This window comes from Arthrobacter sp. PvP103 (genome assembly GCF_017833075.1).
In the GTDB taxonomy this organism is placed as follows: Bacteria; Actinomycetota; Actinomycetes; order Actinomycetales; family Micrococcaceae; genus Arthrobacter.
On record NZ_JAFIBQ010000001.1, the window covers coordinates 4,421,779 to 4,447,852 of the forward strand.

The window sequence follows — 26,074 nt, forward strand, 5'->3', positions numbered from 1 at the left end:
GAGCCTTCCCATGAACACTCTCACCGGCTACCTCCGCCAGGGGCTGACCGCCGTCCGGTTCCTGCTCCTGGCCACGCTGGTCATCGGCGTGGCCTACCCCCTGGCCGTCTTCGGCGCCGGGCAGCTGATCGCCCCGTACCAGGCCAACGGCTCTATCCTCAAGGACAGCGGCGGCGCACCCGCCGCGTCCGCCCTGATCGCCCAGTCAGCAGCGGACGACTCCGGCGCCCAGGACCCGCGCTGGTTCCATGCCCGGCCTTCCGCCGTAAAATGGGACCCGGCATCGTCCTCCGCCAGCAACCTTGGACCCAACGATCCGAAACTCCTCGACGCCGTCACCGCCAACCGCTCCGCCGTCGCCGAATCCGAAGGCATCAACGAAAGGGACGTGCCCGCGGATGCGGTTACATCCAGTGGCTCCGGACTGGATCCGGACATCTCCCCGGTGTACGCCAGGCTTCAGATACCGCGTGTCGCCGCGGCCCACGGGCTGAGCCCCGATGCAGTCACGGCCCTCGTGGCGAGCCATACCAGCAGCGGGCCTGAGGCGTTCCTGGGCCAGCCCTCCGTCAACGTCACCCTCCTAAACCTGGACGTGGCCGCCGCCGCGCAGACCGGCTCGAAACCGTGACTACCGGTCACTCCTAGGTGAGAGACTAACCACATGGCACGCGGAACGCTGCGGATCTTCCTGGGGGCTGCACCAGGGGTCGGCAAGACCTACGAAATGCTCGAGGAAGCCCACCGCCTGAGCAAACGCGGCGAGGACGTCGTCGTCGCGTTCGCGATGGACCACGGGCGCAGCGACACCCGCGCCCTGCTGGACGGGCTGGAAGTCATCCCGCCCCGGCGCCTGCCCTACCGGGGCACCGAATTCGAGGAGATGGACCTTGACGCCGTTCTCGCCCGGGCACCCGAGACCGCGATCGTGGACGAATACGCGCACACCAACATCCCCGGCAGCCGTCACACCAAACGCTGGGAGGACATCGACGAACTCCTCAACGCCGGCATCAACGTCCTCTCCACCGTCAACATCCAGCACCTGGCCTCCCTCGGCGACGTCGTCAACGCCATCACCGACGTCCGCCAGGCCGAAACCGTGCCGGACGAGATCGTGCGCAGGGCCGACCAGATCCACCTGGTCGACATCTCGCCGGAACTCCTCCGCCAGCGCCTGGGCGACGGGAAGATCTACTCCGCCGATAAGATCGACGCCGCCCTCTCGAACTACTTCCGCCTCGGCAACCTCACCGCCCTGCGCGAACTCGCACTTCTGTGGCTCGCCGATCGGGTCGATGAGGGACTCGCACGGTACCGGGAAGAAAACGACATCCAGGCCACCTGGCCAGCCCGCGAACGCATCGTCGTCGGACTGACCGGCAGCCCCGAAGGTGAAGTCCTCATCCGTCGCGGCGCCCGGATCCTCAACCGCGTCAACGGCGGGGACCTGTTGGCCGTCCACGTCCGCGCGGCCGACGGCGTCGCCGAGGAGTCCCCGCGGGCCCTGGAGGCACAGCGCCGCCTGATCCAGGATCTTGGCGGCAGCTACCATGTCGTGGCCGGCGAAGACCCGGCCAGCGCCCTCCTGGACTTCGCCCGCAGCGTGAACGCCACCCAGATCGTTGTTGGCATCTCCCGCCACAAGAAACTGGCCGGCCTGCTCGGCGCACTGCTCGGCGGAGGCATCGGCACGAGGGTGGTCCGCGACTCCGGTGACATCGACGTGCACATGGTCTCCCACCCCCTCGGCGGGCGTGGGACCGGACCGGTCCGGCAACGCGACCTCGGCAGGGTCAGGGTCACCGCCGGCTTCGTACTGGCCGCCGTGCTGCCGGCTCTCCTGCAGCTCATGCTGTCCGCGAATTCTGAACCGAACATCGCCACAGCGGTGCTCATCCAACTCAGCGGCTCCGTGCTCGTCGCACTCATCGGCGGCCTCTGGCCGGCCATCGTTGCCGCCCTCTGGAGTAGCCTGCTGGTCAACTACTACTCCACACCACCGGTCGGTACGCTGACCATCAGCGACCCACAGAATCTCCTGGCCCTGCTGGTCTTTGTCGGAGTCTCGGCAGCCGTCGCCGTCGTCGTCGACATCTCGGCACGCCGTTCCAAGGAAGCCTCCCGTGCCCGCGCCGAAGCCACGACGCTGGGAGACCTTACCCGAAGCGCAGCTCGCGCCGAAGACACTGTGAAAGGACTCCTTGAACAGGCCCTGGACGTATTCCAGGTCAGCGGTGCAGCCCTCTACACATCCGCCGGGGACACGGGGACAGAAGCTCCCGGCGGAACCGGCTGGCGGTCCGTTGCAGAAGCCGGCGCAGTCCCTCCCGCGGGGCCGGATACTGCGGACAACATCGAACAGATCGACCCCACGACCCGGCTGGTCCTCACCGGCCGGACCCTTCCGGCCAGCGATAGACGGCTGCTCGGCGCTTTCGGTGTGCATCTGGCCGCTCAACTGGAACGCCAGCAACTGGCGGCCAGCCGCCGTGAGGTCCTCCGACTCGCCGAAAGCAACACGATGCGCACCTCCATCCTCCGTGCCGTGTCCCACGACCTGCGGACGCCTCTCGCCGGAATCAAACTCGCCGTCGGAGGCCTCCTCCAGCACGGCGTCACATACACTCCTGAAGAAGAACGGGACCTGCTGCAGACCATCGACGCCTGCGCCGACAGGCTGGACCTGCTGGTCGGGAACCTCCTCGACATGTCCCGGATCAGCGCCGACTCCGTCAACCCCCTGCTCCGTCCCGTGCGCTGGTCAGAAGTCGTCCCCGCCGCCCTGCACGGCACGCCCCAGGGGCGTGTCCGGGTGGAATTGCCCGCAAACATGCCCGAAATCGATGCCGATCCCGGGATGCTCGAGCGCGTAATCGCAAACATCGTCGAGAACGCGGTCAAATACGCCCCCGATTCCGAGATTGTCCTCGTGGGAGCAGTCGGCGGCTTCAGGTCCGCCACCATCGCCGGGCGGCCGGCCAGCGAGCTGCGGATCATCGACCACGGCCAGGGCGTACCGGCGGAACGCGTTGTTGAAATGTTCCGTCCGTTCCAGCGCCTGGACGATATCCCGCAAACCACCGGGGTGGGGCTCGGACTGGCTGTCGCGAAGGGGTTCACCGAAGCCATGGGTGGGACACTCAGGGCCGAGGAAACCCCGGGCGGGGGATTGACCATGGTCATCCGGCTTCCGCTCTCTACGGGTTTGGCCATCGATGACGGTGACCGGCAAGCGCCCCTGCAGCCGCAGTCCTTGCTGGCCAGGCGCACCGACTCGCGGCCCTTCCAGCCATCCGCTACGGAGAACCCATGACCGCTGTCCTGGTCGTCGACGACGATCCGCTCCTGCTGAAAGTCCTGAAAATTACCCTCCAGGCCAACGGTTACTCCGTCACTACCGCCACGGACGGTAAGTCCGCCCTCCTGGCCGCCACGCAGCATCCGCTGCGGCTCATCGTCCTGGACCTGGGCCTGCCTGACATCGACGGGACAACGGTAATCACGGAACTCAGGAGGTGGAACCCGGTCCCCATCCTCGTGCTCTCCGCGCGACACGGCTCCGAAGACAAGGTGGAGGCACTGGACGCCGGCGCAGATGACTACATCACCAAACCGTTCGGGCCGGACGAACTCCTGGCAAGGCTCCGCGCTCTACTGCGCCGGGCATCGGACCATAGCCAGGACTCCGTCGTCACAACCGGCGCGTTTACCGTGGACCTCGGCAAACATCGTGTCACTCGCGAAGGCAATGACGTACGTCTGACACCCACCGAGTGGAACATCCTGGAGCTCATGGTCCGTAACCCTGACAAACTCATCACGCAGCGCCAGCTGCTGAGCGAAGTGTGGGGGCCCGCGTACACAACCGATTCCAACTACCTGCGCGTCTACATGGCCCAGCTCCGCCGCAAACTAGAACCGAAACCAGGCACCCCGCGCCACTTCCTCACCGAACCCGGCGTCGGCTACCGATTCCAACCCTGACCCCGCAAACGGCACCAGCTTCGCCGGACCCGGCCAGAAGGAGCCTTTTCCTCGCCAAAGTAAGGAGAAACAGGGCTGTGAAGAGGGGCAGAGCAAAGCTTGGAACGACGCTTATGAGCGGCCCACCGATGATGGAACCACGACTAATTAGGCCAGTTGGCAGAATTCGGATTATGTCCATTGCCAAATCCGTTCTGTTGTTCATGCTCGCTGCCGTCGCTTCCGTCGCTGAAATCGGGGGCGCTTGGCTTGTGGCAAGCAGTACGGGAAGACAAAGCCTGGTGGTGGGCCGGCCTCGGCGTCATTGCCTTGGACTAGAGCCGCCGACGCCCTGGTTCATCACGCGGCAAGGGGCAAGTGCAGAGGGCAAAGACGGCGAAGTCAAGGAGGCACGCTGATACGCCTTGATGTGCACCACCCCGGCTGGTATGCCCGCAGACATCGGATGGTCATCCTCTCGAAAGACCAGAGAAATGTGTCTCGGGCATCGTTAAGTTGTGATGGATAGCCTTGAACTGAAGCCCGCATTGGCTGAGGAAGCTCCAGTGACTCTGACTGCTTCTTGGTTGCCTATTGCTGTGGGCCAGGAGATTGAAGCATGGTATCGGGGCCAGCTTGCCCACCGGGGCCGCGTGGCCCGCATTCTTCAATCCGGGAACCTGTTTTGGATTACCGATTTGCGCACGGGGGACACGCGGCTGGTGGACTCGGATGAATTCAGCATCAGGCCATTGTCCGGGTAGCTCGTAAGTGAAGGCGCCGCGGTACACGGCCCCGGGTTGGCCGGACGCTACGCCCACGCCCGCCGCAGGAACGCGCTTGCTTCCCCTGCGGGTTTGTCGGCTGCGGGCTCGGCGGATGGACCTGCTACAAGTTCTGGCTTGGCATAAATCGAGAGATCGCCCTCCGTTCACCCTGTGTTAGTCGTGGTCCCGAATGCTGTCCGGACGATCCTCATGTCGAAAGGTCATAATGGCGCTTCGCCTGCCCCGCGCTCTTCCCACGCTCCGGACGGCCACAGGGCGTTTTGTTCTTACACCGTTCAGTACCGGTGACGTCCAAGCGCTGGCACATATTCTTGGCAACGATGAAATCTGGGCTACGGGGTTCGGCGACGGGCACCACCGTCCGGGCACACACGATGAGATGGTCTGCTTCATCAACGGCCGCCATGAGGGGCTGCGGATTTTTGCCGTGTACTACACCGGTCTGCCTGGCGGCCCGCTGTTCGTCGGGACCACCGGCATCACGGAGTTGCACAGGCCAACACAGCGGGTGAAAATCGGCCGGACCATCATCAGCCCGGCATTCTGGGGCAAGAACGTCAACCACGAGGTGAAGCTCGCCCTGCTCGATTGGGTGTTCTCCCGCGGCGCAGGACGCGTCGAGTGCGATGTGGATCCGCGAAACCACAGGTCCATTTCGTCGCTCAAGCGGTTCGGTTTCACCGTCGAGGGTACCCGAAGGCGTTCCTCACAACGGATCGACGGCTCCTGGCGGGACATCGTGGTTCTGTCGTTGCTCACTGAGGAATGGCCGACGACCCGACAAAAGGCGCTCCTGGCCTTGGACGAATCGCGTGTTTCCCTTGTGTAGGCATATTGAACCTAAGCCCCGAAACCGATGTTTGACCGGAGCTTCGCCAATTGAACGACGACGAATCGCCGGCACGTGTCCCATCGACGAGCGCTGTTGGGCAACCTTGGGGCCAAGGCGCGACATAATCGCGGAAATCGGACTCGGATTGGTGGTGTCAGTTCTCTGCTGGTGGTGAGGTAGCGAGGTGGCGGAGTCGGTTCTTGGCACCGTGCTCCACCAGCGTAGGTATGTAGGTGCGGATCCGGCCGGCCTCCAGTCGGGCATATTCTTCGGCGACAAGGCCGGCGATGTAGTGCCGGGATGTTTCGGGGTATCGCGCGGAGAGGCGGTCCGTGACTTTGGCGATGGTTTCGTACTTTTCCGTATCGTCCATCAAATCAGTTTGAGGCCAGGGAACGACGGCGTCCAGCAGTCTGCTTAGCGCATTCGCGGCCGGCTTCTGTCGCCCCCCCGGGGGAATGTTGGCTGCCGCGGTGAATGAGTAAGCCTGGCATTTAGAAATCACGTTGTGGAAACTTTCGGGCAACCTAGGGCGTGCACAGTGTAGACAGGGAGTACTTCGGAAAGGACCCGAACATGAACCAGCTGAGAAGGGGGCCGTTAATTCCTGCCATGAGTTGAGGGACAGACATGGTCGAACTGGACATCGTCCTTCTGGAGACGGAGCAGGAAGCAGCCGGGGCGGCCTCCGCTTAACTCCGGCCCGACGGGCCGAGGAAAGGCCGGGCCCCGGGCTTCCATTGGGGGAGCCCGGGGCAGTGGGGCGGGGAAGAGTTAACTGGATGAAGGGCGGAGCGCGTTTCGTTTCCCGAACGCCTCGCCCAACAACTGTGAGGGCGCCGAATGGAATTCTCGTTGGACCCGGCAGAGCCCGCGTGCGGTGACGGGCCGGTGCTGTTCGGTGTCCCCTGGGATTGCCCGGCACCGCTGGTCGGGGCTGCGGCCCGCTTCGCCCGTTCCGTAAACTCCCATTTGGTGTGCGCGTATGTGGATCCGGCCGGTTATCTGGCGGAATGGGCTCCTCCCCGGTTCCGGGACGCGGAGTCGCTGGACCCGCCAGGCAGTGACGAGGCGCTGTTTCCTGCCGCCGACGTGAGAAAGGGCCTCGTGCTCTGCCTGGGAACTCCAGGGGCTGGGTGGTCTTTCCGGGTGCTGGGCGGTGCTGTCGCACCGGCGTTGGCCCGTCTCGCGGCGAGCACGGGTGCGTCCCTGCTGCTCGTTGGCGGTCCACGGCCCGGCGTCCTTGCCAAGCTGCAGCGGGTGGTGGAGGGAACCGTTCCGGATGAGCTGCTCCGGATCCAGGACCGTCCGGTGCTAATCCTCCCGGCAGGGTAGTCCTGACTGCCGGGTCAGCCGATCAGTTCCGCGAGTTCCTTCACGGCTCTGACGTAGTGGGTGCAGGAGTCTTCCAGGTGTTTTGCCCCGTGGTTTCGTGAGCCGTGCGAGGGACGCCGTGAATTCTTCCTGCACGCGCAAATGGGTCATCGTATCCTGGTTGGAAAGGGTGAAGGTCCGGACGCTTCTGAACAGACCCAGGGGCAGCGCGCCACGGGTGAACATCACATGTCCGGGGTGACACATTCCGGGACTTACGGGGGTGGCAGGTCGGGGTGCTCCAAGGTTTGACGCCGGGTCTAGAGGCGGCGGCCACGGGCCTTCTTGCGTAGCTTGCGATAGGCTGCCTCGGTTTTGGCGGCCGTTTTGGCTTCGAGTTCGGTCAGGGCCGTGTAGACGGCCGCGGTCCCAGCGGCCAGGTCCGGGGCTGCGGCGAGCCGGTGCAGGAGCTCGCGGGCGACGACGGTGTCCTGGTGGTCGCCGAGAACACTTTGAATCCGGCGGCCGGTTTTTTCCAGGACACGGGCCCGCTTCCCGTGGATGATAATGACGGATTCTGCGGCGTGACGGAGCCGTTTGGCGTCTTTGCGGACCTGGTGGAGCGCGGCATCGTATCCGGCGGTTCCGGCAGCTTTACGGGCGGCCCGGTGGGCTCGGTCCAGGCGGCGCGCAGCGTTGTTCACCAGTCGTGCGCTGGTCTTGCGGGCGGGTTTGGAGGCTTTGGACTTGGATTTCACGGGCGGGTTGTCGCGGAAGTGTTCCAGAGCGGTCAGGATGCGGTAATACCGCGCAGAGTCAAGCGTTGCAAGGGCGCGCTTGTAGCCGGTGTTGTAGGCCGTACCGAGTTCGTGCTCAAGCTGTCCCAGGGCAGGTCCGGAGGCCTGCGCTTCGGGCAGGGCGTGCAGGTTCGCGAGGATCCGTTCCCGCATCACTTCGGCGTCGCGGGGGCGGCCCAGGATCCGGCCGAGCCACTGCAGGTCCCGCTCCAGCCCGACGACGGCGTCCTTCGTGAACAGGGTCCGGTAGGTCCGCAGCACGGACCGGGTGCGGCGGGCGGCGGATCGCATCTGGTGCACGGAGTCCGGGACACCGTGCCGTACTCCGGCGTCATGGTTGAGGAGCTCGTTGATCTGGGCGCCGACATAGGAGGCCACGACGTCACGTACGGGTCCCTTTTTCCGTGCCGGCCTGGGAGCCACGCCCCGGGCCGCGGGCCAGGCCTGGCCGAGGGCGCGGGCGAGTTTGGCGGCGTGGGCTGACGGCACTGCCCCGGCAGCCTCCAAGGCCGGTTGCGCGGCCGTGAAGAGCTCCGGTGCGGCCTGGACGAGTTCGATCTCCCATTCACGCCAGTGTGTCTCCGGTCCCAGGTTACGCAAGGGGACGGCATGGACGCGGTCATCGGTGAAGTCTGCAAGGTGTTCCCCGGCGGACCCGTACAAACGGTAGGTGGCTCGTCGGGTTGAAAGGCGGGCCACGGCCGAGAGCTCCTGCCCGCGGGTGAAGACGGCGAGGTGGTCGAGCAGTTCGGCCGGGACGTGGTCGGGCTGGCCGAGGGGGGCCTGCACCTCCCGGCGACTGTCCGGGCCCGCCGGCAGTTTAAGATGCCAGCCTTGGTCAAAGCCGCCCGTGCGGCGACGCAAAGTAATGCCCCGGGCCGCGAGTTCCAGCCCGGCGGTGTCATAGTAGACGGCCTCCAGGAACGTTTCCGCGGGTTCTCCGGCCTGGTCGACGCCGGCAATGGCGGCGAAGACCGGGAGGCGTGCGGTGGGCCCGGTATCGTACTTACGCTCTGTTTCCGTGGTGTCCCGGGACGCCATGATGCTCAAGCCGCCGGCGTGGCTGCGAAGGCGGTCGTGGCCGCAGGGGAGTTTGTCATCGTGCATATCCTTGCCGGGCGCCGTGGAAATGGCCGGGGCAGGGCGCCCTTCTTGTCCCGACCGTGGACCGATTCTAGGGCCGGACCGTGGCCCGGGCCAGTGCCTTTGGCCCGGGTTTAGCGGGTCGGTTCGCTGCCGGTGCAGGGCCTGACAGGGTTGCCGATCCAATAGGCTCCGGCGGGCGGGCACGTTTTGGCGGCACATGACGGGGATGCCGGGTCCGACAGTTCCACAGGCTCCGAGCCGGGCCGGGGGCAGGATCACACTCGGGGCCCATCATCGCCCCGGCAACGAGGGTGACGGTGTCCATACTCATCAGCCGGTGGTGGAAGAGACGAGTCTGGACCACGCAGTCCCGGTTGATAGTGGAATTAACGCTGAGGGTGACCCGGTGCGCTTCCGGCAGCCACTAGCTTTCGCATCAGGTCCCGGATCCGGCCCAGTCGGCGTCGATTCCTGCGCCTTTTTTGCGGCTGGTGGCAGAACCCGCAAGATTCGCGGTTGCCTAAGATATGTTGAATCGCTGACGGTCAGGGGCGATCTGGCCCGGGGGATTCCCGCAATGGTGGCAGCTGGCTACCATCGGGTATGCGCAAGCTACTTCAGGGACCAAAACAGCGACATTCCACTCAAACTGGCTGACGTGCCACGGTGTCTACCGTAAGCCAACCGCAATCCCGGTGGAAGGAGGAAGGTGTCTTTCTTTCAGCTTTCGCTGATCGCCGCGGTCGCGTTATTGGGACCACTGCTGGCACTTCCCCGGAAATGGCATCTTCCCGTGGTGCTAGGGCAGCTACTGGCTGGGATCGCCATCGGGCGCACGGGTTTGGGTCTGGTGGACTCTGCGGACCCCACGTTCACCTTTGTGGCCGACGTCGGGTTCGCCCTCATCATGTTTGTCGCCGGGACGCATGTCCCAGTGCGGGACGAAGCCATTCGCCCGGCACTGGGCGCGGGCGCCCTGCGTGCCGGCGTTGCCGCAGTACTGGCGGCCGTCGTCGGAACCGTCATTGCCTTTGCGTTCGGCACCGGACACGCTCCCTTTATATCGTTCTGCTCGCTTCCTCTTCTGCCGCCTTGGTCCTGCCGATCATCGATTCGCTGCGGCTGAGGGGTCCAAAGGTCTTGACGACGACGGCGCAAGTGGCGGTAGCGGACATCGCCTGCATAGTGGCGCTTCCGCTTGCCGTTGACCCAGCCAACGCGCCGAGGGCGGCCGTTGGGGCAACCGCCGTCGCGGCGTGCGCAGCAGTCTTGTTCTTTGTACTTCGCTGGCTGGAGCGCAGCGGCACGCGCGGACGGGTACATGACCTGTCCGAGGACCGGAAGTTCGCCCTGGAGCTGAGGATCCAACTTGTCTTGCTCTTCGCGCTCTCCGGGCTTGCCGTGGCGGGCCACGTGTCCATCATGCTAGCCGGGTTCTCCTTCGGCCTGGTGGTTGCAGCGGTGGGCGAACCCCGGCGACTGGCTCATCAACTCTTCGCCGTCAGCGACGGCTTCGTAGGGCCCGTCTTCTTTGTCTGGCTGGGCGCATCGCTTGATCTGCGCACCCTTGCGGTAAGCCCCAAAATGCTTCTTCTCGGGGCTTGCCTTGGCCTGGGAACCCTGCTGGTTCATGGAAGCCTGCGGCTACTCGGCCAGCCTCTGCCGCTCGCGATTCTTGCAGCGTCACAGTTGGGAGTGCCGGTTGCCGCTGCCGCCATCGGCTCCCAATTGCATTTGTTGGAACCGGGAGAGGCCGCGGCCATGATCCTCGGGGCGCTCATCACCGTCGGGGCGAGCACCGCCGCGGGCTCACGGGCCGCCCGCAGGTTTACACAGGCCACCTCGGCGGCGGCGGGCAACCCATCCGGGGGCGGCCCGACCTTGGCTGCGTAGTTGGCCACGCCGCAGGCAACTTCCGTCAGTCTCCGAGTTTCATACTGTGGCCGGACAGTGAGCCATATCGTCCGTTGGACCTGATCAGATGCAACAGTAAAATCTCTGGCCAACGGGGTTTTGCGACAGGCAATGACTCATCGCACTACTCAGTGTCAACGCAGGAGCCACAATTTGGTACTACATGGAGCCGGTCGCCGATACGGTGCCTGATCCGGCAAGCTATCTTGCGGCGGTCTGCGTGCGATGAGGAACCTTGAGCGGGGAAACAGTTGGCCGTTTCAGACACTCGAACTAATCGGCGCTGAATGGGCTCACCGGGAGGTCAGTTGTGTCCCTCCGGTATACATGACCGTGAATGGTTGGATCCGTACTCAGCAGCCAGTCCACGACGTCCCAGAAGTGAGGAAGAGAATCGTGCTTCAGCCCTTCTTCACGTGAGAGTTTGTGGCCCCAGGCAGGTGAGTCAGGATATGGCTGGGCCGCGTCAACCACAGTCGCCGCAGGTTCTGCGCTGCCCTCTATAGGACCTACTCGGCAACCGAAGCTCACTCGCTCTTCGACGGGGTCGTCCCCGAAGCGCCCGAAAATGACGTCGATCCAGGCTTCATGTTCGCCGCTGTGGTGATGAAGTGCCGACCTGGCGATGGCATGCGTGTGGCCATTCTTCAGAATGAAGTGACTCACAACGACGTACGTTGCCCCGCAGCAGCAGCATTCCTGCTCACGAATATCCGGTGCGCCGTCCAAACTCAAAGTCATTTCCCGACCCTAAACGATGTAGTGCGTGTTCTCCCCGCAACCGGCCTAAATGTGGAGCATTTGTCACAGGCTGGACGCGAGGCCGTACTCGGAGGCATTGGCGAGCCTGATCGCCTCTTGCTTGGTGGTGAAGGTAGCGACAGGTGCGATGGGGCCAAAGATCGCCTGACTCTGGATCACCGCATTATTGGGCACGTTCGCGAGGACAGTGGGCTGGTAGAAGTACACGGACCCGGCCACTGGCGCGCCGGCGGTGACGATCACCGCTCCAGCGTCGACAGCGGCGGTGACGAGGCGGAGCAAGTTCCGGCGGCCGCCATGAGGCGTTTGCCGGGGAGCACTCAGCTAAGCAGGGTCTTCCCGCATTCTGCGGATTCCAAGGTAGGTGGCCGCCGCGCTGGGACGCGCGGCGGCCTGACAATCTGAACGTCGGTACTGTACTCAGGGCTCGGTGTGCCGAATGAGGTCGATGGGAGAGGCCTTCACCTCAGATGGCATCGAGGTCGGATGCCAGTATCGCCTGCAGTTTATCCGCGACGCGGTCCGCGTCTGAGCCTTCCACGTCAATGGTAACCTCGTCGCCGTGCGCAATGGAAAGGGTGATAATCGAGAGGATGCTCTGCGCGTCAATCGTCTTGCCCTTGGTGGTGAGGGACACCGTGTGCTCGGAATCCGCGACGGCCTTCGAAAATAGTGCTGCGGGACGTGCATGGAGGCCGACCGCCGACGCGATGGTTGTAGTGCGCTGTGCCATGATTGTGCCTTTCATTCGGGTGATGGTGGATCGGATCGGAGTTATTTGGGCGCGGCCCGGGCGATGTGCAGGGCCAGGAATGCAACTTCCTCGTTCGGCAGCCTGGTTTGGTGCTCCTTCTGCACGAAGGCGCGCACACGTTCGGCCGTGGCGATCGCCTGCGGGTAGCGTTCGCTGAGGCTGTGGAAGAGGAAGTCGTCATCGCTTTCGAGCAGGCGTGAGGTGAAGAATCTCTCCGCAAGGTACTGCAGATGGGTCACGAAGCGCGATGAGTTGAGATCCTGTCGATCGACGCGTACACCCGCAGTGTTGGACACGATGGTTGTCACGGCTCGGATCAGCTCCACGACCCGCATCGAGTCCAGGCCTGCCTTGCCCCGCTCGGCATTGGCCAAGTGGAATGCGATGTTCGCTGCCTCGTCATCGGGAAGAGCGAAGCCCTTATGCGTGTTCATCAATTCGACAGCGCGGGAACCTACGGCGTATTGCTTTGGGTAGACGGTGCGCATCTCCCAAGCGAGGCGGTTGACGACGACGAGTCCGCGCTTCTTCCGTTCTACCGCGAAGTGAAGGTGGTCGGTGAGGGCGAGGTAGATGTGCGGATCCAGTTCGAGTCCTTCGCTCTCCGCATCGGACACAATCTGTCTCGTCAGTTCGACGAACTCCACGGGAACCTGTGAAAGCAGTTCCACGAGGTTCTCGTGGTTGATGTCGTCGAGCGATACGAACACGCGGTCGACTCCAGTTCCGTCGATCCGCGTGCCCGCCTTCTGCCCGAACCCGATCCCCTTGCCGAGGAGTACGCGTTCGACTCCTTGTTCGTCTTCGACGAGCACGACGCTCGAATTGAGCACCTTCTTGATGACCTGCATGTATGTCTCCATTGACGGCGGCAAAGGGTCGAGGGTTGTGGGTCATCCCAGGTCGGCGCCGTTCGACGCGATGACCTTCTGGTACCAGAAGAAGGAGTCCTTCCGGTAACGGTCTCCGCTTCCTTGGCCGAGGTCGTCTTGATCGACGTAGATGAAGCCGTATCTCTTCGAGATTTGTGAGCTTGACGAACTGATGAGGTCGATGGGCGCCCAGCTGACGTAGCCCATGAGTTCCACGCCCTCATCGACGGCCTGGATCATCTGCTGGAAATGCGCGCGGAAGTAGCCGATACGGTAGGGGTCGTGGATTTTGCCTTCGGCGGTCAGCTCGTCGCGCATACCCAGGCCGTTCTCCACGATGAACAACGGTTTGCCGTAACGGTCGTAGAGGTCGATCAGCGCGATCCGGAGGCCGACCGGGTCGATCTGCCATCCCCATTCGCTCGAATCGAGGAACGGGTTCTTCACCCCGAGCACGGTGTTCCCTGGTGTGCGCTCGGCATCCGGGCGCACCGATTCGGTCATCGAGTTGTAGTAGCTGAACGAGATGAAGTCGACTGGATTTTCGGCGAGCAGTTTGGTGTCGCCGTCAAGGAAGGGGATGGTTACGCCGCGAAGCTCGAGCGCCCGCAGGGCTAGCCGCGGGTAGCCGCCTCCGGCCTGCACGTCAGTGCATAGATAGAGCAGCCTCTCTTTCGCTTGCGTGGCGGCGACGTCTTCGGGACGACAGGTATTCGGGTATGTCATGAGCATGGTGAGCATGCAACCCATCTGCGCCCCTGGTGAGATCTCGCGAAGCATTTTGGTGACCGATGCTGCAGCCACGAACTGGTGGTGCAGTGCGCTGTAGCAGGCTTGCTCGAGGCTGCCCTCAACGGTTTCGTCGATGATGCCACCGGAGGTGAATGGGTGACGGATGATGCCGTCGATCTCGTTGAAGGTAAGCCACATGTTCACCAGGTCGCCGAACTCACTGAAGCAGGTGCGGGCGAAGCGCTCGAATAACGCGATTGTGCGGCGCGCGACCCAGCCGTTGTGCTTGAGCGCGAGGGCTATCGGTGGGTCGTAGTGCGAGAGGGTCACCAAGGGTTCGATGTTCAGGCGCCGCATCTCAGTGAACAACGCCTTGTAGAAGGCGACCCCGTCGGCCTGGGGTTCGAGCTCCTCTCCGGTGGGATAGAGCCGGGTCCAGGAGATCGAGACTCGCAAGGTTGTAAAGCCCATCTCGGCGAATAATGCGAGGTCCCCCGGGTACCGGTGATAAAAGTCGATGCCGCGTCGCTTCGGAAACAGCCGTTCATCGTCATCCGCTAAGGCTGCGTTGATGCTCTCCACGGTGATCTGGTGGTGGATCGCGTAGTCCTTGGGGTCGGCGTCGGGCTTGTAGGTTGCGACGTCGGAGACGGCGGCACCGCGGCCTCCCTCGCGCCAGGCGCCCTCGACCTGATTTGCGGCGATGGCACCGCCCCATCGGAATCCTTTAGGCAGTGACATTGACGTTCTCCTTGGTTTTTTCGTTGACGCGCAGCAGCGGTTCGCCCGCCGTGACCGAGCCGGAGGCGGTGAGGGCGACAGTGAAGCTGGCCGAGTTCACGATGACCACAGGGGTGGTGGTGTCGTAGCCGGCTTCGGTGATCGCGGTCAGATCGGCCTCGAGCAAGAGCTGCCCGGCCTCGACATTGTCGTTAATGGCCACGTGGGCGGTGAAGGCGCTGCCGCCGAGCTGCACGGTGTCGAGGCCCACGTGCACGAGGACTTCGACGCCGTCGTCGCCTCGGATGCCGATGGCGTGCTTCGAGTCGAGCAGGGCTGTCACCACTCCTGCTATCGGAGCGCGCACGGCGCCGTCGGTGGGGCGTATGGCGATACCCTCCCCGAGGATGCCGGCGGAGAACACCGGGTCGTTTACTTCTGACAGTGCGATGATGTCTCCGGAGATGGGGCTGACCACGTTGGCGCTGTTGAGTGCCGGGAGCTTCACATCGCCGAGTGCTCGTACCGTAGCGGATGCGTCGTCTCGCCAGAGGATGAGAGAGGTCGTGAATGAAACAGCCACGGCGATCAGCAGGCCGATGACGGCGTTCAGGAGATTTTGGGGGTTCTCGGCGTCGATGAATGATGTGATGCTTGCAAGTCCGGGACCAACTGCTACAAATCCGGCGACCTGCATGATGCCCATGTATGCGCCTGCGGACATGCTGCCCGCGACGACGGCGATGAAGGCCCGGCGGTTCTGAAGGGTGACGCCGTAGAGTGCAGGCTCCGTGATACCAAAGAGTGCCGAGATTCCACCGGAAATGGCTGTTGCGCGCAAGGCAGTGCTCTTGGTCCGGACGGCGACACCGAATGTCGCGCCCGCCTCACTGAGGTTGTGCGCTAGCGACGCCGGCTGGTACAGCGATTCCTGGCCGGTGGCGGCAATCGTGGCGATGGTCGGAGGAATGAAGGCCTTGTGCATTCCTACGGAGATAATCAACGGCAGCACTCCAGCGAGCAGCATGACAGCGACCCAACCGAACGAGCCGTGCAGGCCGGTCATTGCTCCTGTCAGAAGGGTTCCGAGCCAGAAGCCGAGCGGTCCGAGCAGGAAGATCGTCGCCGGGGCGACGATAACAATGCACATCATGGGTACGAAGAAAACGCGGATGGGGGCCCAGGTGATTTTGGTGAAGAACCGCTCGACCACAGAGAGCAGCAGCACCGCGAGAATTGCGGGGAAGACCTGGGCGGTGTACGTGACGACCGGGATGGTCATGCCGAAGAGTGCGATTCCGCCGTCTTTGGTTGCCAGGGCGGTGAACGCCGGATAGACCAGCACGCCGACTAAGCCGATAGCTAGAGGTATGTTGACGTTGAGTTTCTTGGCGCTGGTGTAGGCCACGAGGAGTGGTATGAAACCGAAGACGGCGTCGGGGATGACCGCCAACAGCTTGTAGTTTTCACTGCGCGCGTCAAGCCACCCGAGTGCGGAGGCGAGAACGAGGAGCGATTTGAAGATTCCAGAGCCCGCGATGGCGGGGATGATCGGCGTGAAAACACTGACGACGAAGTCCATGATCGTCGCGCCAAGGCGCTTCCAGCTGAATGGGCGCTTCCCGGCAGGCGCCGCGGGCTGGTTGCCGCCGCGCAGCTTCTCGACCGCTGCGTATATCTCGCCCACGCCGTTTCCGATGATCACCTGAGTTTGGGATGAGCCCTTGACGACGCCGATGACGCCAGGAATGGCTTTAAGGGCGGTCTCATTTGTCTTGTTCTCGTCCGCGAGCGTGAAGCGCAAACGGGTCGAGCAGTGGTGCAGATTCGAGATGTTGCCGGCGCCGCCGACGTGCTCGAGAATCGCCTTTGCACTCTCTTGGGTTGTCATGGGTCCTCCTTTGGATTCCAATGGCACGCGCACACGCTTCGATGCGTTCCTGATGTCGTTCGGGCACAAAAAAAGGACCCAACGTCCCGCTTGAAAAGCGTTTCGTCGGATCCTGCCTGCACTACCAGTCACATGTCCACGATCAACGTAACATGCAATCCCGAAACCGTGCAAGGGTTCTTTCGAGGGCGTCGTTGCGGGAGCAGGATGCTGATTTGGGCGGATCGCCGCTGGTTGCAGCTGCCTCAGTTCGAGCGGCGCTGCATCAGCGGCAGAGCCATCCGGCACGACGGCGCGCCAGGTACGTCCGGGTCGGCTGCCTTCGGTGGCTCCTGTAACGGCTTCTTCGAGCAAGAGGGCGGTTGGTCCGCTGGCGAGCCCGGTGGCGAGTGAAAAGGTGGTGAAGCCGATTATTGCGACGGCGTGGACGGGCATGTGCCCGTCCACGCCGTCCGAGATGCATCTTGGGAGGACGCTTGGCGTGGTCGGGTAGCGGCCAAAGGCGGTCCTTGTAAGTCCCAAAGTGTGTCCCTTCATTCAAAACGGCGGTTTGCGCCAGGGATACATGTTTTCGTGCCCAACCCGGTGGGAACGCGACGAGTGTGCGCGGATTCTGGCTGTGCTTCTTCAGGCAACGCCAAACCAGGGCGATGCAGGGTCGTGATCCGGACTATCGTGGAGTGACCGTCCGCCTTTCTGGGAGAGGTTGACGGGCGAGGAGGGTGAGCGTCCACAACACCGGAGTCGCGACGCCCGCCTCGGCGCCCAGTCGCACGACCGCGCCGCCGATATAGTCGATCTCGGTGCGGCGGCCGGCTTCCCTATCCTGAAGCATTGATGTCTTGTGGCTGCCATGGTTTTCGTAAGCGTTGGTGATCGCCGCTTTTACACGAGCAAGGGATATGACTACCCCCGCGCTTGCAGCAACAGCGGCCGTCTCGGCCAGCACATGGTCGACCAGTTCTTTGCTTTCCTTGCTCTTACCGATCTGTCCCACCGTTTGGCCGCTGACGGCACTGAGCGTATTCAGTGCTGCGTTGAACGCGACCTTTTCCCAGATCACCGGGAGGATATCTACTTCGAGGACCGGGTTCAGCCGTGCTTCCTGAAGGACTCTGAACGGCCAAGGGAGTACGGAGGCTTGACGGGCGGAGTAGGAGCCGAAGCGCACTTTTCCGCTGTTGCTGGTCGTGAGAACACCGGGTCGTTCGAGATCGACGGGAAAGTCGGTAGTGCCGATCCATGTCCGGTCCGGACCAAAATGGCGGGCTAGTTCCACTCCGTTGCCCAGGCCGTTCTGGAGAGTGATTCCGTGAGTTTCCGGACCGATAAGGTGGCCGATGGATTCTAGGGCCGGGGCGGTGTGGAAGCCCTTCGTGAAGACCATGACCAGGTCAAGAATGTCGCGGAAGTCGGAGGCCAATCCTGCACTCGCGTGCGTATGTTCTGCGCCGTCTTCGGTTGTGAGCGCGATTCCCTCACTGTTGAGCACGTTGATCGTGTTTGGCGCGGCGTCGATGAATACAACGGCTTGGCCGGCGATTTGCAGTCTGGCCCCGAAAAGCTGGCCCATGGCTCCAGCGCCGAGAATACCGATTTTCACTTTGGTTTTGCCGTCCTGGTTAGAAGGGGTACTGGCGTGCTTCGTGCTGCACGCTGACCCAGTGGTCGGTGGTGAATTCGTCGATGGCCCACTCGCCGTTGAAGCGTCCGAGCCCAGAGCTCTTTTCGCCCCCGAATGCCACATGCGGTTCGTCGTTGACGGGAATGTCATTGACGTGGGTCATTCCTGCCTTTAGCCCGCGGGCGAACCTGACGCCGCGTTCCGTGCTTTCAGTGAAAACGGCGCTGGAGAGGCCGAAGTCACTGTCGTTGGCCAATTCCAGGGCGTGTTGTTCGTCTCGGGCTTTGAGGATCCCGACGAGTGGTCCGAAGATTTCCTCACGGGCTATCTCCATTTCCGCTGTGACATCGGCAAAGATGTGTGGCGGCAGGACCTGGCCAGCCGCCGGACCGCCCAGCAGGGTCCTGGCTCCTTCTTCGGCCGCCCTGGCTATTTTCTTCTCCAAGCCTTCGCGTTGCTTGCTGTTGATCACCGGCCCGATGACCGTGGCCGGGTCGGCCGGGTCGCCTATCGGCAACGTCCGGACGTGGTCGGTGAAACGGGTGAGAAATTCGTCGTAGATGCCGTCTTCGACGATGATTCTGTTGATGGCCATGCAGATCTGGCCCTGATGGAGGAACTTGCCCATGGCGGCGGCCCGAACCGCCTGGTCCAGGTCGGCGTCGGCGAGAACGACGAATGGGCTGTTACCGCCGAGTTCCAGTGCCACGTGCTTGAGATGCGATCCGGTGGCGGCAAGTCTGGCAACGTTTTGTCCCACAGGTGTTGATCCGGTAAAGGAAATGAAGGATGGTACGTGGTGCTCAACGAAGGCGTCACCGATTTCCGAACCTGCGCCGACGACGACGTTCAGCACGCCCGGCGGCAGGCCGGCCTCTTCGAAGACTCTGGCTAGGATGAGGCCGCCACTCACGGGGGTGTCGCTGGCTGGTTTGATCACCACGGCGTTGCCGAGTGCCAGTGCGGGTGCGATGGAGCGCTGAGTGAGATGGAGGGGGAAGTTCCACGGGCTGATTACTCCGACGACGCCGAGCGGCCGGCGGTACACGCGATTTTCCTTGCCTTTGGTATTTGATTCGAGAATCCGGCCTTGGACGCGGTGGGGGAAGGATGCTGACTCGACGGTGATTCCTTGCGCGGCGCCAAGTTCAATGTTGGCTTTCAGCACGGTGCTGCCGGATTCGGCGATCAGCCAGGAGGTGATTTCTTCACGGCGTTCCTCAAGGATTTGGGCCGCCCGTAGCAGCACCTGCTGACGTGCAGCCGGACTCTGGGCCGCCCAGTCAATTTGCGCCAGTGCGGCGGCTTCGTAAGCTTCGTCAAGATCGCCCAGATTGGCTTGGCGGATTGTGGTCAGCGTTTCACCGTTGTACGGGTTGGTGACGGTCAGGATGTTCTCTGATCCGCCATCGCGCCAGTTACCGTTGATGAACTGCTTTCCGGGGATCCAGGTCGTGGCAGGTGATGCCTCGGGTGCGTGTTGGATTGTCATAATGGTTCTCCTTGGTGAGGGCTGATGGAGGTGACGTCACAGGTCTAGCTGATGCTGGACGTTTGGGATTCGGCAGGCTGCGGTTCGGCGTGCGATTCCTCGACGGTCTTGGTACGCGCAACCAGCAGCACCGCGGCGATGGCAATGACGCCAGGGATTGCGAAGATCAAAAAGTTCTGGCCCAGGGGCAGTTTGAGCCCGATCAGTGCTCCGCCCAGGATCGGCCCTGCGATGGCGCCGAACCGTCCCATCGCTGAGCACCAGCTGACACCGGTGGAGCGTATTTCGGCCGGGTAGTAGTCGGCGCCAAAGGCGTGGACGACGGCGAGAGTCCCGATCGTGGTGGCGCCTGCGATGAAGAGGAGGATGTTGAGGAGCTCCGGGCCGGGGTGGGTTCCCAGCAGGATCAGCGACACGACGGCCAGGGCGAAGAAAATAACCAGGACCAGTTTGTTTCCGAAGCGATCACCCAGCCAGCCTCCGGCCAAGGCACCGACGGTGGCTCCGATGTTCAGGACGATAAGGAACTGCAGGCTGGATCCCAGGTCGTAGCCGCCGGCGATCATGATTTTCGGTAGCCAGGTGTTCAGGCCGTAGACCATGAGCATGCACATTCCGAAGCTCAGCCACACCATCGGGGTGCCCAGGAGCCGGCCCTCTCGAAAGAGCCGAGACGCGGAAACCGACGGACGGTGCTGAGGGGCAGGAACTGTCCAGTGCACGTGCTCGTGGTTCTGGGTCGGCACTGCGCGGCGAAGCAGGGCGCGGGCCTCTGTTTCCTTCCCGCGGCTCATCAGAAAAGTCATGGACTCAGGCATCCACCGGTACAGGAAGGGGAGGAACAGCAGCGCTGCACCGCTAAGGAAGAAGACCGGTTTCCAGCCCAGAAGAGGCAGAACCCAGAGGGCGACGAGCGTAGCGACGATTGAACCGACGGAGTAGATACTGAGCATGATCGTCGTCAGGGCGTGGCGGTTGGCCCTCGGTGCGAGTTCGTTCATCAGCGACACGATGTTGGGTATGACGCCGCCCAGGAAGATGCCGGTCAGGAACCGAAGCGCGCCGAAGGCTTCTGGTGTCGTAGCGAGCCCGGTTGCTATTGCCGCCAGTGAGAAGAGCAGTGTGCCGTGAACGACCACTGGCCGCCGTCCGATCCTGTCGGCCAGGGAACCGAGGGTCAGGGCACCGATCATCATGCCGATAAGGGCTGCGCTACCGAGCCAGCCTGCCTGATCAGGGGTGAGGGACCATTCCGTCATCAGGGTTGGCAGGACCGAGCCGTAGACAATCAGGTCGTATCCGTCGAAGAACATGATGAATGAGCAGCAGAGCAGCAAAATGATATGAAAACGATTAAGGCGGGCGTCCGCCATGGCTTTGATTGGCGTGAATTGCGTCATTGCGATTCTTCTGTCTCTAGGAAAATGCCGCGGTTAGAAGGGGCTGGTGGTGGAAGTGGGTACTTCCAGGAGAGTGGGGGTGTCTGACTGCAGGGCTGCGGAAAGCTTGTCTTTGAAGTTTTCGAGGCTCGTAATCCTGTGGGCCTCGACGCCATAGCCTTCGGCGATGGAGCAGAAGCAGATACCCGGGACGTCAAGGCCTGCGGCGTTTTCCGCGTTGAGGAGTTTGGCGAAGGCGCGCAGCGCCCCGTAGGTGCCGTTGTTCAGGATGATGAAAACAACAGGGATTTTTTCTTGGGCGGCCGTCCACAAAGCGGTGATGCCGTAGTTTGCCGAGCCGTCGCCGATGACGGCGATGACCCGCCGCCGATCGTTCGCGAGTTGTACGCCGACCGCTGCGGGCATTCCAAAGCCAAGGCCGCCCGATGCAGGGAAATAGTAGCTTCCGGGATGCTTTAGTTCCACCCGTTCCCACAGGGCCGCGACGGTGGAAGTCGACTCGTTGACGTAGACAACGTCCTCGGGCGCCACCTCGTTCATCACCTCAAAGACAGCGTCCGGTGCCAGGAGATCATCCTGTGAGTCCGGGACCGGCGGAATGACACGCGGCCTAAGGGGTGGCCGTTTCGATTGGGGAATTATGTCGGCCAGCGCCCGCAGCGTCTGACCGATGTCTGCAACCAGGGCATCTCCCATCGGTGCCCGTGCTGCCTCGCCGGCGTCACAGGTGATGTGGATTAGCCGGCTATTTTCCGGCAGGTAGCTGCCGGGCTGGTACTGGTGGTAGCGGAACACGGGGGCGCCGATGACCACGATCAGATCGTGGCCGTTCAGTAGCGCAGAGATTTCGGCGATGGAGGCCGGCAGAACGCCGCGGAAGTTCGGATGGCGCGTCGGAAAGGGGCAGCGTGGCGCTGACGGCGCAATCCACACGGGCGCGGCCAGCTTTTCCGCCAAGCGAACGGCATGGTGATTTGCCCGGGCCGCATCGACATCAGGTCCGAAAACCAGGGCAGGGTTCGCTGCTTCCCTCAGGGCAGACAAGATGTCGTCCAGCTGTTCTGCGGAGGGGTTGCCTGCCCTGCTTACAGATCGTGAGCTCAGATGTTCACTCAGGTTCCCAGTGTCCTGATTCCAGTCGTCATAAGGGATCGAGAGGTATACGGGTCCCTTGGGATCGCTCGTGGCAGTGTGGATTGCTTGGCTCAGTGCCCGGGGGACATCCGGGGCCTGTGCCGGTTCGGCACTCCATTTCACCAGCGGCCGTGGCAGTGAGGCGGCGTCGACATTGGACAGCATCGCCTCGAGCCCGATCATCGGACGGACCTGCTGACCAGCCGTGATCACCAGCGGAGTATGCGAATACCACGCGTTCGTTAGGGCGCCCATCGCATTGCCCGTCCCTGAAGCGGCGTGCAGGTTAACAAAGGCGGCCTGACCGGATGCCTGGGCGAAGCCGTCCGCCATGCCCACCACGACCCCTTCATGCAGGCCCAGGATGTACCGGAAATCGGCGGGCATTGCGTCAAGGAAGGGGAGTTCGTTGGATCCCGGGTTGCCGAAAATTGTGGTCAGCCTGTTGCTTCGAAGAAGCTCGTACGCTGCGGCGTGAACGGTGGTCATTGCTGTGTCTCATTTCACTGATCGATTTATTCAAGCGTAGGTATGCCACTGGTATGAGTCCAATGAATTCTGTCTCTAGCCAAAATGCATTTCATCTATAATCATTTACATGGCCGATCTGGATTTAAATCTTGTGAAGACGTTTGTCAGCATCTACGAGACGCGGAGCCTGACCCAGACCGCTGCTGAGATGTGCATCACTCAGCCTTCTGTTAGCCATGCCCTGTCCAGGCTCCGACGACAGCTCGGCGACCCCCTGTTTACCCGCGGCGCAGGCGGGATGACCCCAACTCGGGTGGCCGTCGAACTCTTCTCAACTTTCAAGGCGTCGCTGAACGCAATCGATCTCGCCATTGACGGGACCAGAGACTTCGATCCGACCACCTCGAGTCGCACCTTCCGCCTCTGCCTTTCGGATCTGGGCGAAATGGCATTTCTGCCTGCACTCATGAAACGTCTCCTCGACAGCGCCCCGCAGATTGTGCTTGAGGTCGTTCCCATGCAGATCGACAAGGTGTCAGAGTGGCTCGCGCACGGGGCCGTGGACGCGGCCATTGCCAGCGTGCCCATCGGCGGAGCCATCCGCAGCCGAGTGATCGACCAAGAACACTACGTGTGCGTACTCCCCGACGGGGCGGGTGGGCTCGCCGAAAAAATGACCCTGTCGCAGTTCACCGGGATGCGGCACGTCGTCATCGACCCGTCGGCGGGACACCACCTTGCGGAGGCCGAAATAGCAGCCCTGGGCATCGAACGAAACATCGCTCTGCGTCTCCACCACTTCTCGGTGTTGCCCCTGGTGTTGGCAGGGCAGAATCTGGCCGCCATCGTTCCGTCGAGGGTGGCCCGCATGTTCACGGAACAGGCGCCCCTTACCATCCGGGAACTGCCATTTAATGTTCCGTCATTCGATGTATCGCTTTACTGGAACGGCACGGCCCCACGGTCCCGCGCGTTGCGCTGGTTTCATGAAACGGTCGCAGACTCCCTGAACTGAAACCGTGCGGCGTGTACTCGTTGCACATTCCTACTTCGGGTCACCATCGCGACTGCCGTTTGGCGACTCCGTCTTGATTCTTACATTGATGGCCGCAGTGACCATAGACGGCGACCACTTTCTTGCCTCCGAAGGGATCCACGGTTTGCTGAAGAAGGTTGAGGCTAAGGGCAGAGTTATATATGTGCGCAATTCCTGTGAATAGCCCCACACAGATGCAATGGCCTCATTCGCCATCGCCGAACTCTTCATCGTCGGAGCCCTCATTATCCGACTCGCCGTCCGCCTCTTCCGCTGCTGATGATGCCCGATTCGAGCGGTGGTGAGGTGCCGAAGGCGTTGCGGAGCAGGGTGGCGACGGGCGCTAAGAGCTGGAAGTAGGTGGAGGCCTGCGCAATCACGGCCCGGGGGCCGGAGATGATCAGGGCGATGGCGTAGAACGGCACGAAGGTCAGCGCCAAGAGGGGCCCGAAGATCGTGCCGGCGTTTTTCGCGGTGGGCATGATCGCGCCGATCGCGACGCACAAGGTCGACCAGTCCCGATCATGCGGCAATCCACGTTGGCGCATGCGTACCTTGACTAGCGGTGTGCAGGGACCGTGAACGGATGAATGTTGTTGATCCCGCCAGTCTGCAGTCAGGGGCGAGCAAGGGCGCCTTCCAGCGACATTGAGGCGGAATAACCCGGCGACGCCGTTGGGACGGGAGTTCTGGCAGCCACTTCCGTTCACGTACCCTAAACGCCGGTAGCCTGCCTTCCGTAACCTCAAGGGGAGACGAACTGATGCAGTGCTGTCCAGGCTCCGCACGCAGGGACTTTTGAGGCCCGCGAGTCCACCTGGCTCCAGCTGGGGGAGGTAGTTCTTTACTGATTCTGTTGTTAACCGAGAAGCGGCAGTAGGTGCGCTACCTGGCGGGCGACTTCTAGGGCTTGCTGCTGGCCTTAGCGACCGGTTCCATGAACGCGGGCTCTCCGCTGGTGAGGTCGACGTCGGACTCCCGAATCGCATATTTCATGGCCGCTTCTGCCGCCTCTGGGTCACCGGCTTCGATCGCGTCGAGCACCCGCCGATGGTCCGGGACCGGATCGAGCCACGCCGCGCCGGGATGATGCTGGATTCGGTTGCGCGCGTGGAGGGCGTGCACAATGACCACGTCAAGACGCATCATCAGTTCGTTTTGCGTCGCCCGCAGCAGGTGGAGGTGGAAGTCCTGGTCGGCCGCGGCGAGCCGTTCGACGTCCTGCCCCGCCCTCTCGAACTCGGCGAACGACCGGCGCAGCGCCTCAAGGTCTTCCTGCGTCCGATACTGTGCAGCCAGCTTCGCCGCGGCTGGTTCAATAACGTCCCGCAACTGGGAAAGTTCCGCGAGGAGACGGTCATCGTCCCGTCGCGCGGACCGCCGCCACATGATGACGTCGCTGTCCAGCAGCTTCCATGCCTTGCGGTCGTTCACAATTGTTCCGCGCTTTGGCCAGGAGTCGATGAGCCCTTTCTCGCGGATGACGCGCAAGGCCTCCCGGATAGCGGTTTTGCTGACTCCGAACTCGGGCTCCAGGGCGTCGACGTCGATCCGACTACCCGGGGGGTAGTCGCCCCGTACGATCCGGAGCCCGAGCATATCAACGAGTCCAGAGTGCAGATTGGTCATAGGGGTAACTCTACCCCGCCTCCAACTAACTATTGCCTTTATACCTATTATTAGTAATATATATATTGATGTGCCGAGATCGCCACACTACCGCTTACGAAGGAGTAGCTATGTCATCACGCCTATCCCGCCGCCCAAGAACTATTTCGATCTTGGCCGTCCTGGCAGCGGGCGCTACCGTGCTCGCTGGGTGTTCGTCTCCGTCCACCGGCGGCTCGTCGGGTCATCATCCATAAACCTGCTCCCGGACTTCACCCGATTGGGCGTCTTTACCGACGCCTTGGCTGATGGTCAGGTCGTCGGTTGGCTGTTAGACAGCCTCATCGTGGCCACCGGGACTACGGTTCTATCCATCGCGCTGGGTGTCCCGCTGGGCTACGCCCTGTCTCGATTCGCTTTCCGCGGCAAGGCCGCCGGTGGCTTGGCGTTATTGTTCACTCAGATGCTGCCCGAGGCCCTGCTGGTGGTTCCGCTGTTCGCCATCTTCCGGCGATTCGACCTGCTGAACTCGCTGCACGGCCTGATCCTGGCCGACACTGCATTCGCCCTGCCGGTAGTCGCTTTGATCCTCAAAGGTGCCATAGACGGCGTTCCCCGCGAGTTGGATGAGGCAGCACGGGTCGACGGCAGCCGCCCACCCACCGTCCTCGCCCGCATAATCCTGCCACTGATAGCGCCGGCGATAGCCGCCGCCGCAGTGATCGCCTTCTTCAGCGCCTGGAACGAGTACGTCTTCGCGGCCACTATCCAGACCATCATGGCCGTCGGCCTCTTGTTCTCACTGCCGGCCGTCGCCTTTTATCTGTTCGCACAACGATATGTCGTCAGCGGTATGACCGCGGGCGCCGTCAAAGGATGAT

General features: G+C 62.7%; 19 protein-coding genes and 2 pseudogenes. 8 read left to right on the forward strand and 13 right to left on the reverse strand.

Annotated elements, in window-relative coordinates; translation table 11 throughout:
- The first annotated feature begins 10 nt into the window (after positions 1–10).
- The 4 genes from kdpC (at position 11) to JOE41_RS20175 (ending at position 5,583) form a co-directional block, all read left to right on the forward strand.
- Positions 11–631, forward strand: coding sequence for a K(+)-transporting ATPase subunit C (gene kdpC / locus JOE41_RS20160; protein ID WP_209753393.1), 621 nt, complete (start codon positions 11–13; stop codon positions 629–631).
- A gap of 33 nt (positions 632–664) precedes the next feature.
- Positions 665–3,316: a DUF4118 domain-containing protein gene (locus tag JOE41_RS20165; RefSeq protein WP_209753394.1), complete on the forward strand. Its 2,652-nt coding sequence runs from the start codon at positions 665–667 to the stop codon at positions 3,314–3,316.
- Positions 3,313–3,987 carry a response regulator gene (locus JOE41_RS20170; RefSeq protein WP_011691730.1) on the forward strand — a complete coding sequence of 225 codons (675 nt, stop codon included), beginning with the start codon at positions 3,313–3,315 and terminating at the stop codon, positions 3,985–3,987. The genes JOE41_RS20165 and JOE41_RS20170 overlap by 4 nt, the downstream gene beginning before the upstream one ends.
- 972 nt (positions 3,988–4,959) lie before the next feature.
- Complete coding sequence (locus JOE41_RS20175) at positions 4,960–5,583, forward strand: GNAT family N-acetyltransferase (protein WP_011691732.1); 624 nt, start codon at positions 4,960–4,962, stop codon at positions 5,581–5,583.
- 157 nt (positions 5,584–5,740) lie between these two features.
- Here JOE41_RS20175 and JOE41_RS20180 read toward each other — a convergent pair whose 3' ends face one another.
- Positions 5,741–5,959 (reverse strand): three-helix bundle dimerization domain-containing protein, encoded by a 219-nt coding sequence (locus tag JOE41_RS20180; RefSeq protein WP_209753395.1) that lies wholly within the window; start codon positions 5,957–5,959, stop codon positions 5,741–5,743.
- A 470-nt stretch (positions 5,960–6,429) separates the two neighbouring features.
- On the opposite strand from JOE41_RS20180, the gene JOE41_RS20185 reads away from it, so the two are divergent.
- A complete protein-coding gene (locus JOE41_RS20185) occupies positions 6,430–6,921 on the forward strand; it encodes a universal stress protein (protein WP_011691734.1) in 492 nt (163 codons plus the stop codon).
- A gap of 299 nt (positions 6,922–7,220) precedes the next feature.
- On the opposite strand, the gene JOE41_RS20190 is transcribed toward JOE41_RS20185, so the two are convergent.
- The gene (locus JOE41_RS20190) at positions 7,221–8,804 is read right to left on the reverse strand and encodes a CYTH and CHAD domain-containing protein (RefSeq protein WP_245200772.1); all 1,584 of its coding nucleotides are present in this window, start codon (positions 8,802–8,804) and stop codon (positions 7,221–7,223) included.
- 688 nt (positions 8,805–9,492) lie between these two features.
- Here JOE41_RS20190 and JOE41_RS20195 point away from each other — a divergent pair.
- Positions 9,493–10,676: pseudogene (locus tag JOE41_RS20195) on the forward strand (cation:proton antiporter).
- Positions 10,677–11,504: 828 nt separating this feature from the next.
- On the opposite strand, the pseudogene JOE41_RS20200 reads toward JOE41_RS20195, so the two are convergent.
- The 9 genes and pseudogenes from JOE41_RS20200 to mdlC all read right to left on the reverse strand — a co-directional run.
- Positions 11,505–11,783 (reverse strand): annotated as a pseudogene (locus tag JOE41_RS20200) (aldehyde dehydrogenase family protein); the annotation flags it as partial.
- A 142-nt stretch (positions 11,784–11,925) separates the two neighbouring features.
- Positions 11,926–12,192, reverse strand: a complete 267-nt coding sequence (locus tag JOE41_RS20205) for an HPr family phosphocarrier protein (protein ID WP_043429703.1) — start codon at positions 12,190–12,192, stop codon at positions 11,926–11,928.
- Positions 12,193–12,233: 41 nt separating this feature from the next.
- Positions 12,234–13,076: a PRD domain-containing protein gene (locus JOE41_RS20210; RefSeq protein WP_245200774.1), complete on the reverse strand. Its 843-nt coding sequence runs from the start codon at positions 13,074–13,076 to the stop codon at positions 12,234–12,236.
- Positions 13,077–13,106: 30 nt separating this feature from the next.
- Positions 13,107–14,558: a glycoside hydrolase family 1 protein gene (locus tag JOE41_RS20215; protein ID WP_209753396.1), complete on the reverse strand. Its 1,452-nt coding sequence runs from the start codon at positions 14,556–14,558 to the stop codon at positions 13,107–13,109.
- Positions 14,545–16,428, reverse strand: coding sequence for a beta-glucoside-specific PTS transporter subunit IIABC (locus JOE41_RS20220; RefSeq protein WP_209753397.1), 1,884 nt, complete (start codon positions 16,426–16,428; stop codon positions 14,545–14,547). Before JOE41_RS20220 ends, JOE41_RS20215 begins: the two co-directional genes overlap by 14 nt.
- A gap of 670 nt (positions 16,429–17,098) precedes the next feature.
- A complete protein-coding gene (locus JOE41_RS20225) occupies positions 17,099–18,031 on the reverse strand; it encodes a ketopantoate reductase family protein (RefSeq protein ID WP_011691743.1) in 933 nt (310 codons plus the stop codon).
- A gap of 19 nt (positions 18,032–18,050) precedes the next feature.
- Positions 18,051–19,544 carry an aldehyde dehydrogenase family protein gene (locus JOE41_RS20230; RefSeq protein WP_209753398.1) on the reverse strand — a complete coding sequence of 498 codons (1,494 nt, stop codon included), beginning with the start codon at positions 19,542–19,544 and terminating at the stop codon, positions 18,051–18,053.
- Between the two features lie 44 nt (positions 19,545–19,588).
- On the reverse strand, positions 19,589–20,944 hold the full coding sequence (locus tag JOE41_RS20235) for an aromatic acid/H+ symport family MFS transporter (RefSeq protein ID WP_209753399.1): 1,356 nt from the start codon (positions 20,942–20,944) through the stop codon (positions 19,589–19,591).
- A 33-nt stretch (positions 20,945–20,977) separates the two neighbouring features.
- The gene (mdlC, locus tag JOE41_RS20240; RefSeq protein WP_209753400.1) at positions 20,978–22,567 is read right to left on the reverse strand and encodes a benzoylformate decarboxylase; all 1,590 of its coding nucleotides are present in this window, start codon (positions 22,565–22,567) and stop codon (positions 20,978–20,980) included.
- Between the two features lie 109 nt (positions 22,568–22,676).
- Here mdlC and JOE41_RS20245 point away from each other — a divergent pair, with 109 nt between their 5' ends.
- Complete coding sequence (locus JOE41_RS20245) at positions 22,677–23,564, forward strand: LysR family transcriptional regulator (RefSeq protein ID WP_011691747.1); 888 nt, start codon at positions 22,677–22,679, stop codon at positions 23,562–23,564.
- Between the two features lie 266 nt (positions 23,565–23,830).
- Here the strand turns inward: JOE41_RS20245 and JOE41_RS20250 are convergent, their stop codons facing one another.
- Together JOE41_RS20250 and JOE41_RS20255 are read right to left on the reverse strand one after the other, a co-directional pair.
- A complete protein-coding gene (locus tag JOE41_RS20250; protein ID WP_209753401.1) occupies positions 23,831–24,067 on the reverse strand; it encodes a hypothetical protein in 237 nt (78 codons plus the stop codon).
- A 421-nt stretch (positions 24,068–24,488) separates the two neighbouring features.
- The gene (locus tag JOE41_RS20255) at positions 24,489–25,214 is read right to left on the reverse strand and encodes a FadR/GntR family transcriptional regulator (protein WP_209753402.1); all 726 of its coding nucleotides are present in this window, start codon (positions 25,212–25,214) and stop codon (positions 24,489–24,491) included.
- A gap of 190 nt (positions 25,215–25,404) precedes the next feature.
- Here JOE41_RS20255 and JOE41_RS20260 point away from each other — a divergent pair, with 190 nt between their 5' ends.
- Complete coding sequence (locus JOE41_RS20260) at positions 25,405–26,073, forward strand: carbohydrate ABC transporter permease (protein ID WP_209753403.1); 669 nt, start codon at positions 25,405–25,407, stop codon at positions 26,071–26,073.
- The last annotated feature ends 1 nt before the right edge of the window (position 26,074 follow it).

Coding starts and splice junctions, on each gene's coding strand:
- JOE41_RS20255 (WP_209753402.1), bottom strand. CDS start 25,214: ATGACCAATCTGCACTCTGGACTCGTTGATATGCTCGGGCTCCGGATC.
- JOE41_RS20165 (WP_209753394.1), top strand. CDS start 665: ATGGCACGCGGAACGCTGCGGATCTTCCTGGGGGCTGCACCAGGGGTC.
- JOE41_RS20250 (WP_209753401.1), bottom strand. CDS start 24,067: ATGCCCACCGCGAAAAACGCCGGCACGATCTTCGGGCCCCTCTTGGCG.
- kdpC (WP_209753393.1), top strand. CDS start 11: ATGAACACTCTCACCGGCTACCTCCGCCAGGGGCTGACCGCCGTCCGG.
- JOE41_RS20185 (WP_011691734.1), top strand. CDS start 6,430: ATGGAATTCTCGTTGGACCCGGCAGAGCCCGCGTGCGGTGACGGGCCG.
- JOE41_RS20180 (WP_209753395.1), bottom strand. CDS start 5,959: ATGGACGATACGGAAAAGTACGAAACCATCGCCAAAGTCACGGACCGC.
- JOE41_RS20245 (WP_011691747.1), top strand. CDS start 22,677: ATGGCCGATCTGGATTTAAATCTTGTGAAGACGTTTGTCAGCATCTAC.
- JOE41_RS20190 (WP_245200772.1), bottom strand. CDS start 8,804: ATGCACGATGACAAACTCCCCTGCGGCCACGACCGCCTTCGCAGCCAC.
- JOE41_RS20215 (WP_209753396.1), bottom strand. CDS start 14,558: ATGTCACTGCCTAAAGGATTCCGATGGGGCGGTGCCATCGCCGCAAAT.
- mdlC (WP_209753400.1), bottom strand. CDS start 22,567: ATGACCACCGTTCACGCCGCAGCGTACGAGCTTCTTCGAAGCAACAGG.
- JOE41_RS20220 (WP_209753397.1), bottom strand. CDS start 16,428: ATGACAACCCAAGAGAGTGCAAAGGCGATTCTCGAGCACGTCGGCGGC.
- JOE41_RS20175 (WP_011691732.1), top strand. CDS start 4,960: ATGGCGCTTCGCCTGCCCCGCGCTCTTCCCACGCTCCGGACGGCCACA.
- JOE41_RS20170 (WP_011691730.1), top strand. CDS start 3,313: ATGACCGCTGTCCTGGTCGTCGACGACGATCCGCTCCTGCTGAAAGTC.
- JOE41_RS20205 (WP_043429703.1), bottom strand. CDS start 12,192: ATGGCACAGCGCACTACAACCATCGCGTCGGCGGTCGGCCTCCATGCA.
- JOE41_RS20230 (WP_209753398.1), bottom strand. CDS start 19,544: ATGACAATCCAACACGCACCCGAGGCATCACCTGCCACGACCTGGATC.
- JOE41_RS20210 (WP_245200774.1), bottom strand. CDS start 13,076: ATGGAGACATACATGCAGGTCATCAAGAAGGTGCTCAATTCGAGCGTC.
- JOE41_RS20235 (WP_209753399.1), bottom strand. CDS start 20,944: ATGACGCAATTCACGCCAATCAAAGCCATGGCGGACGCCCGCCTTAAT.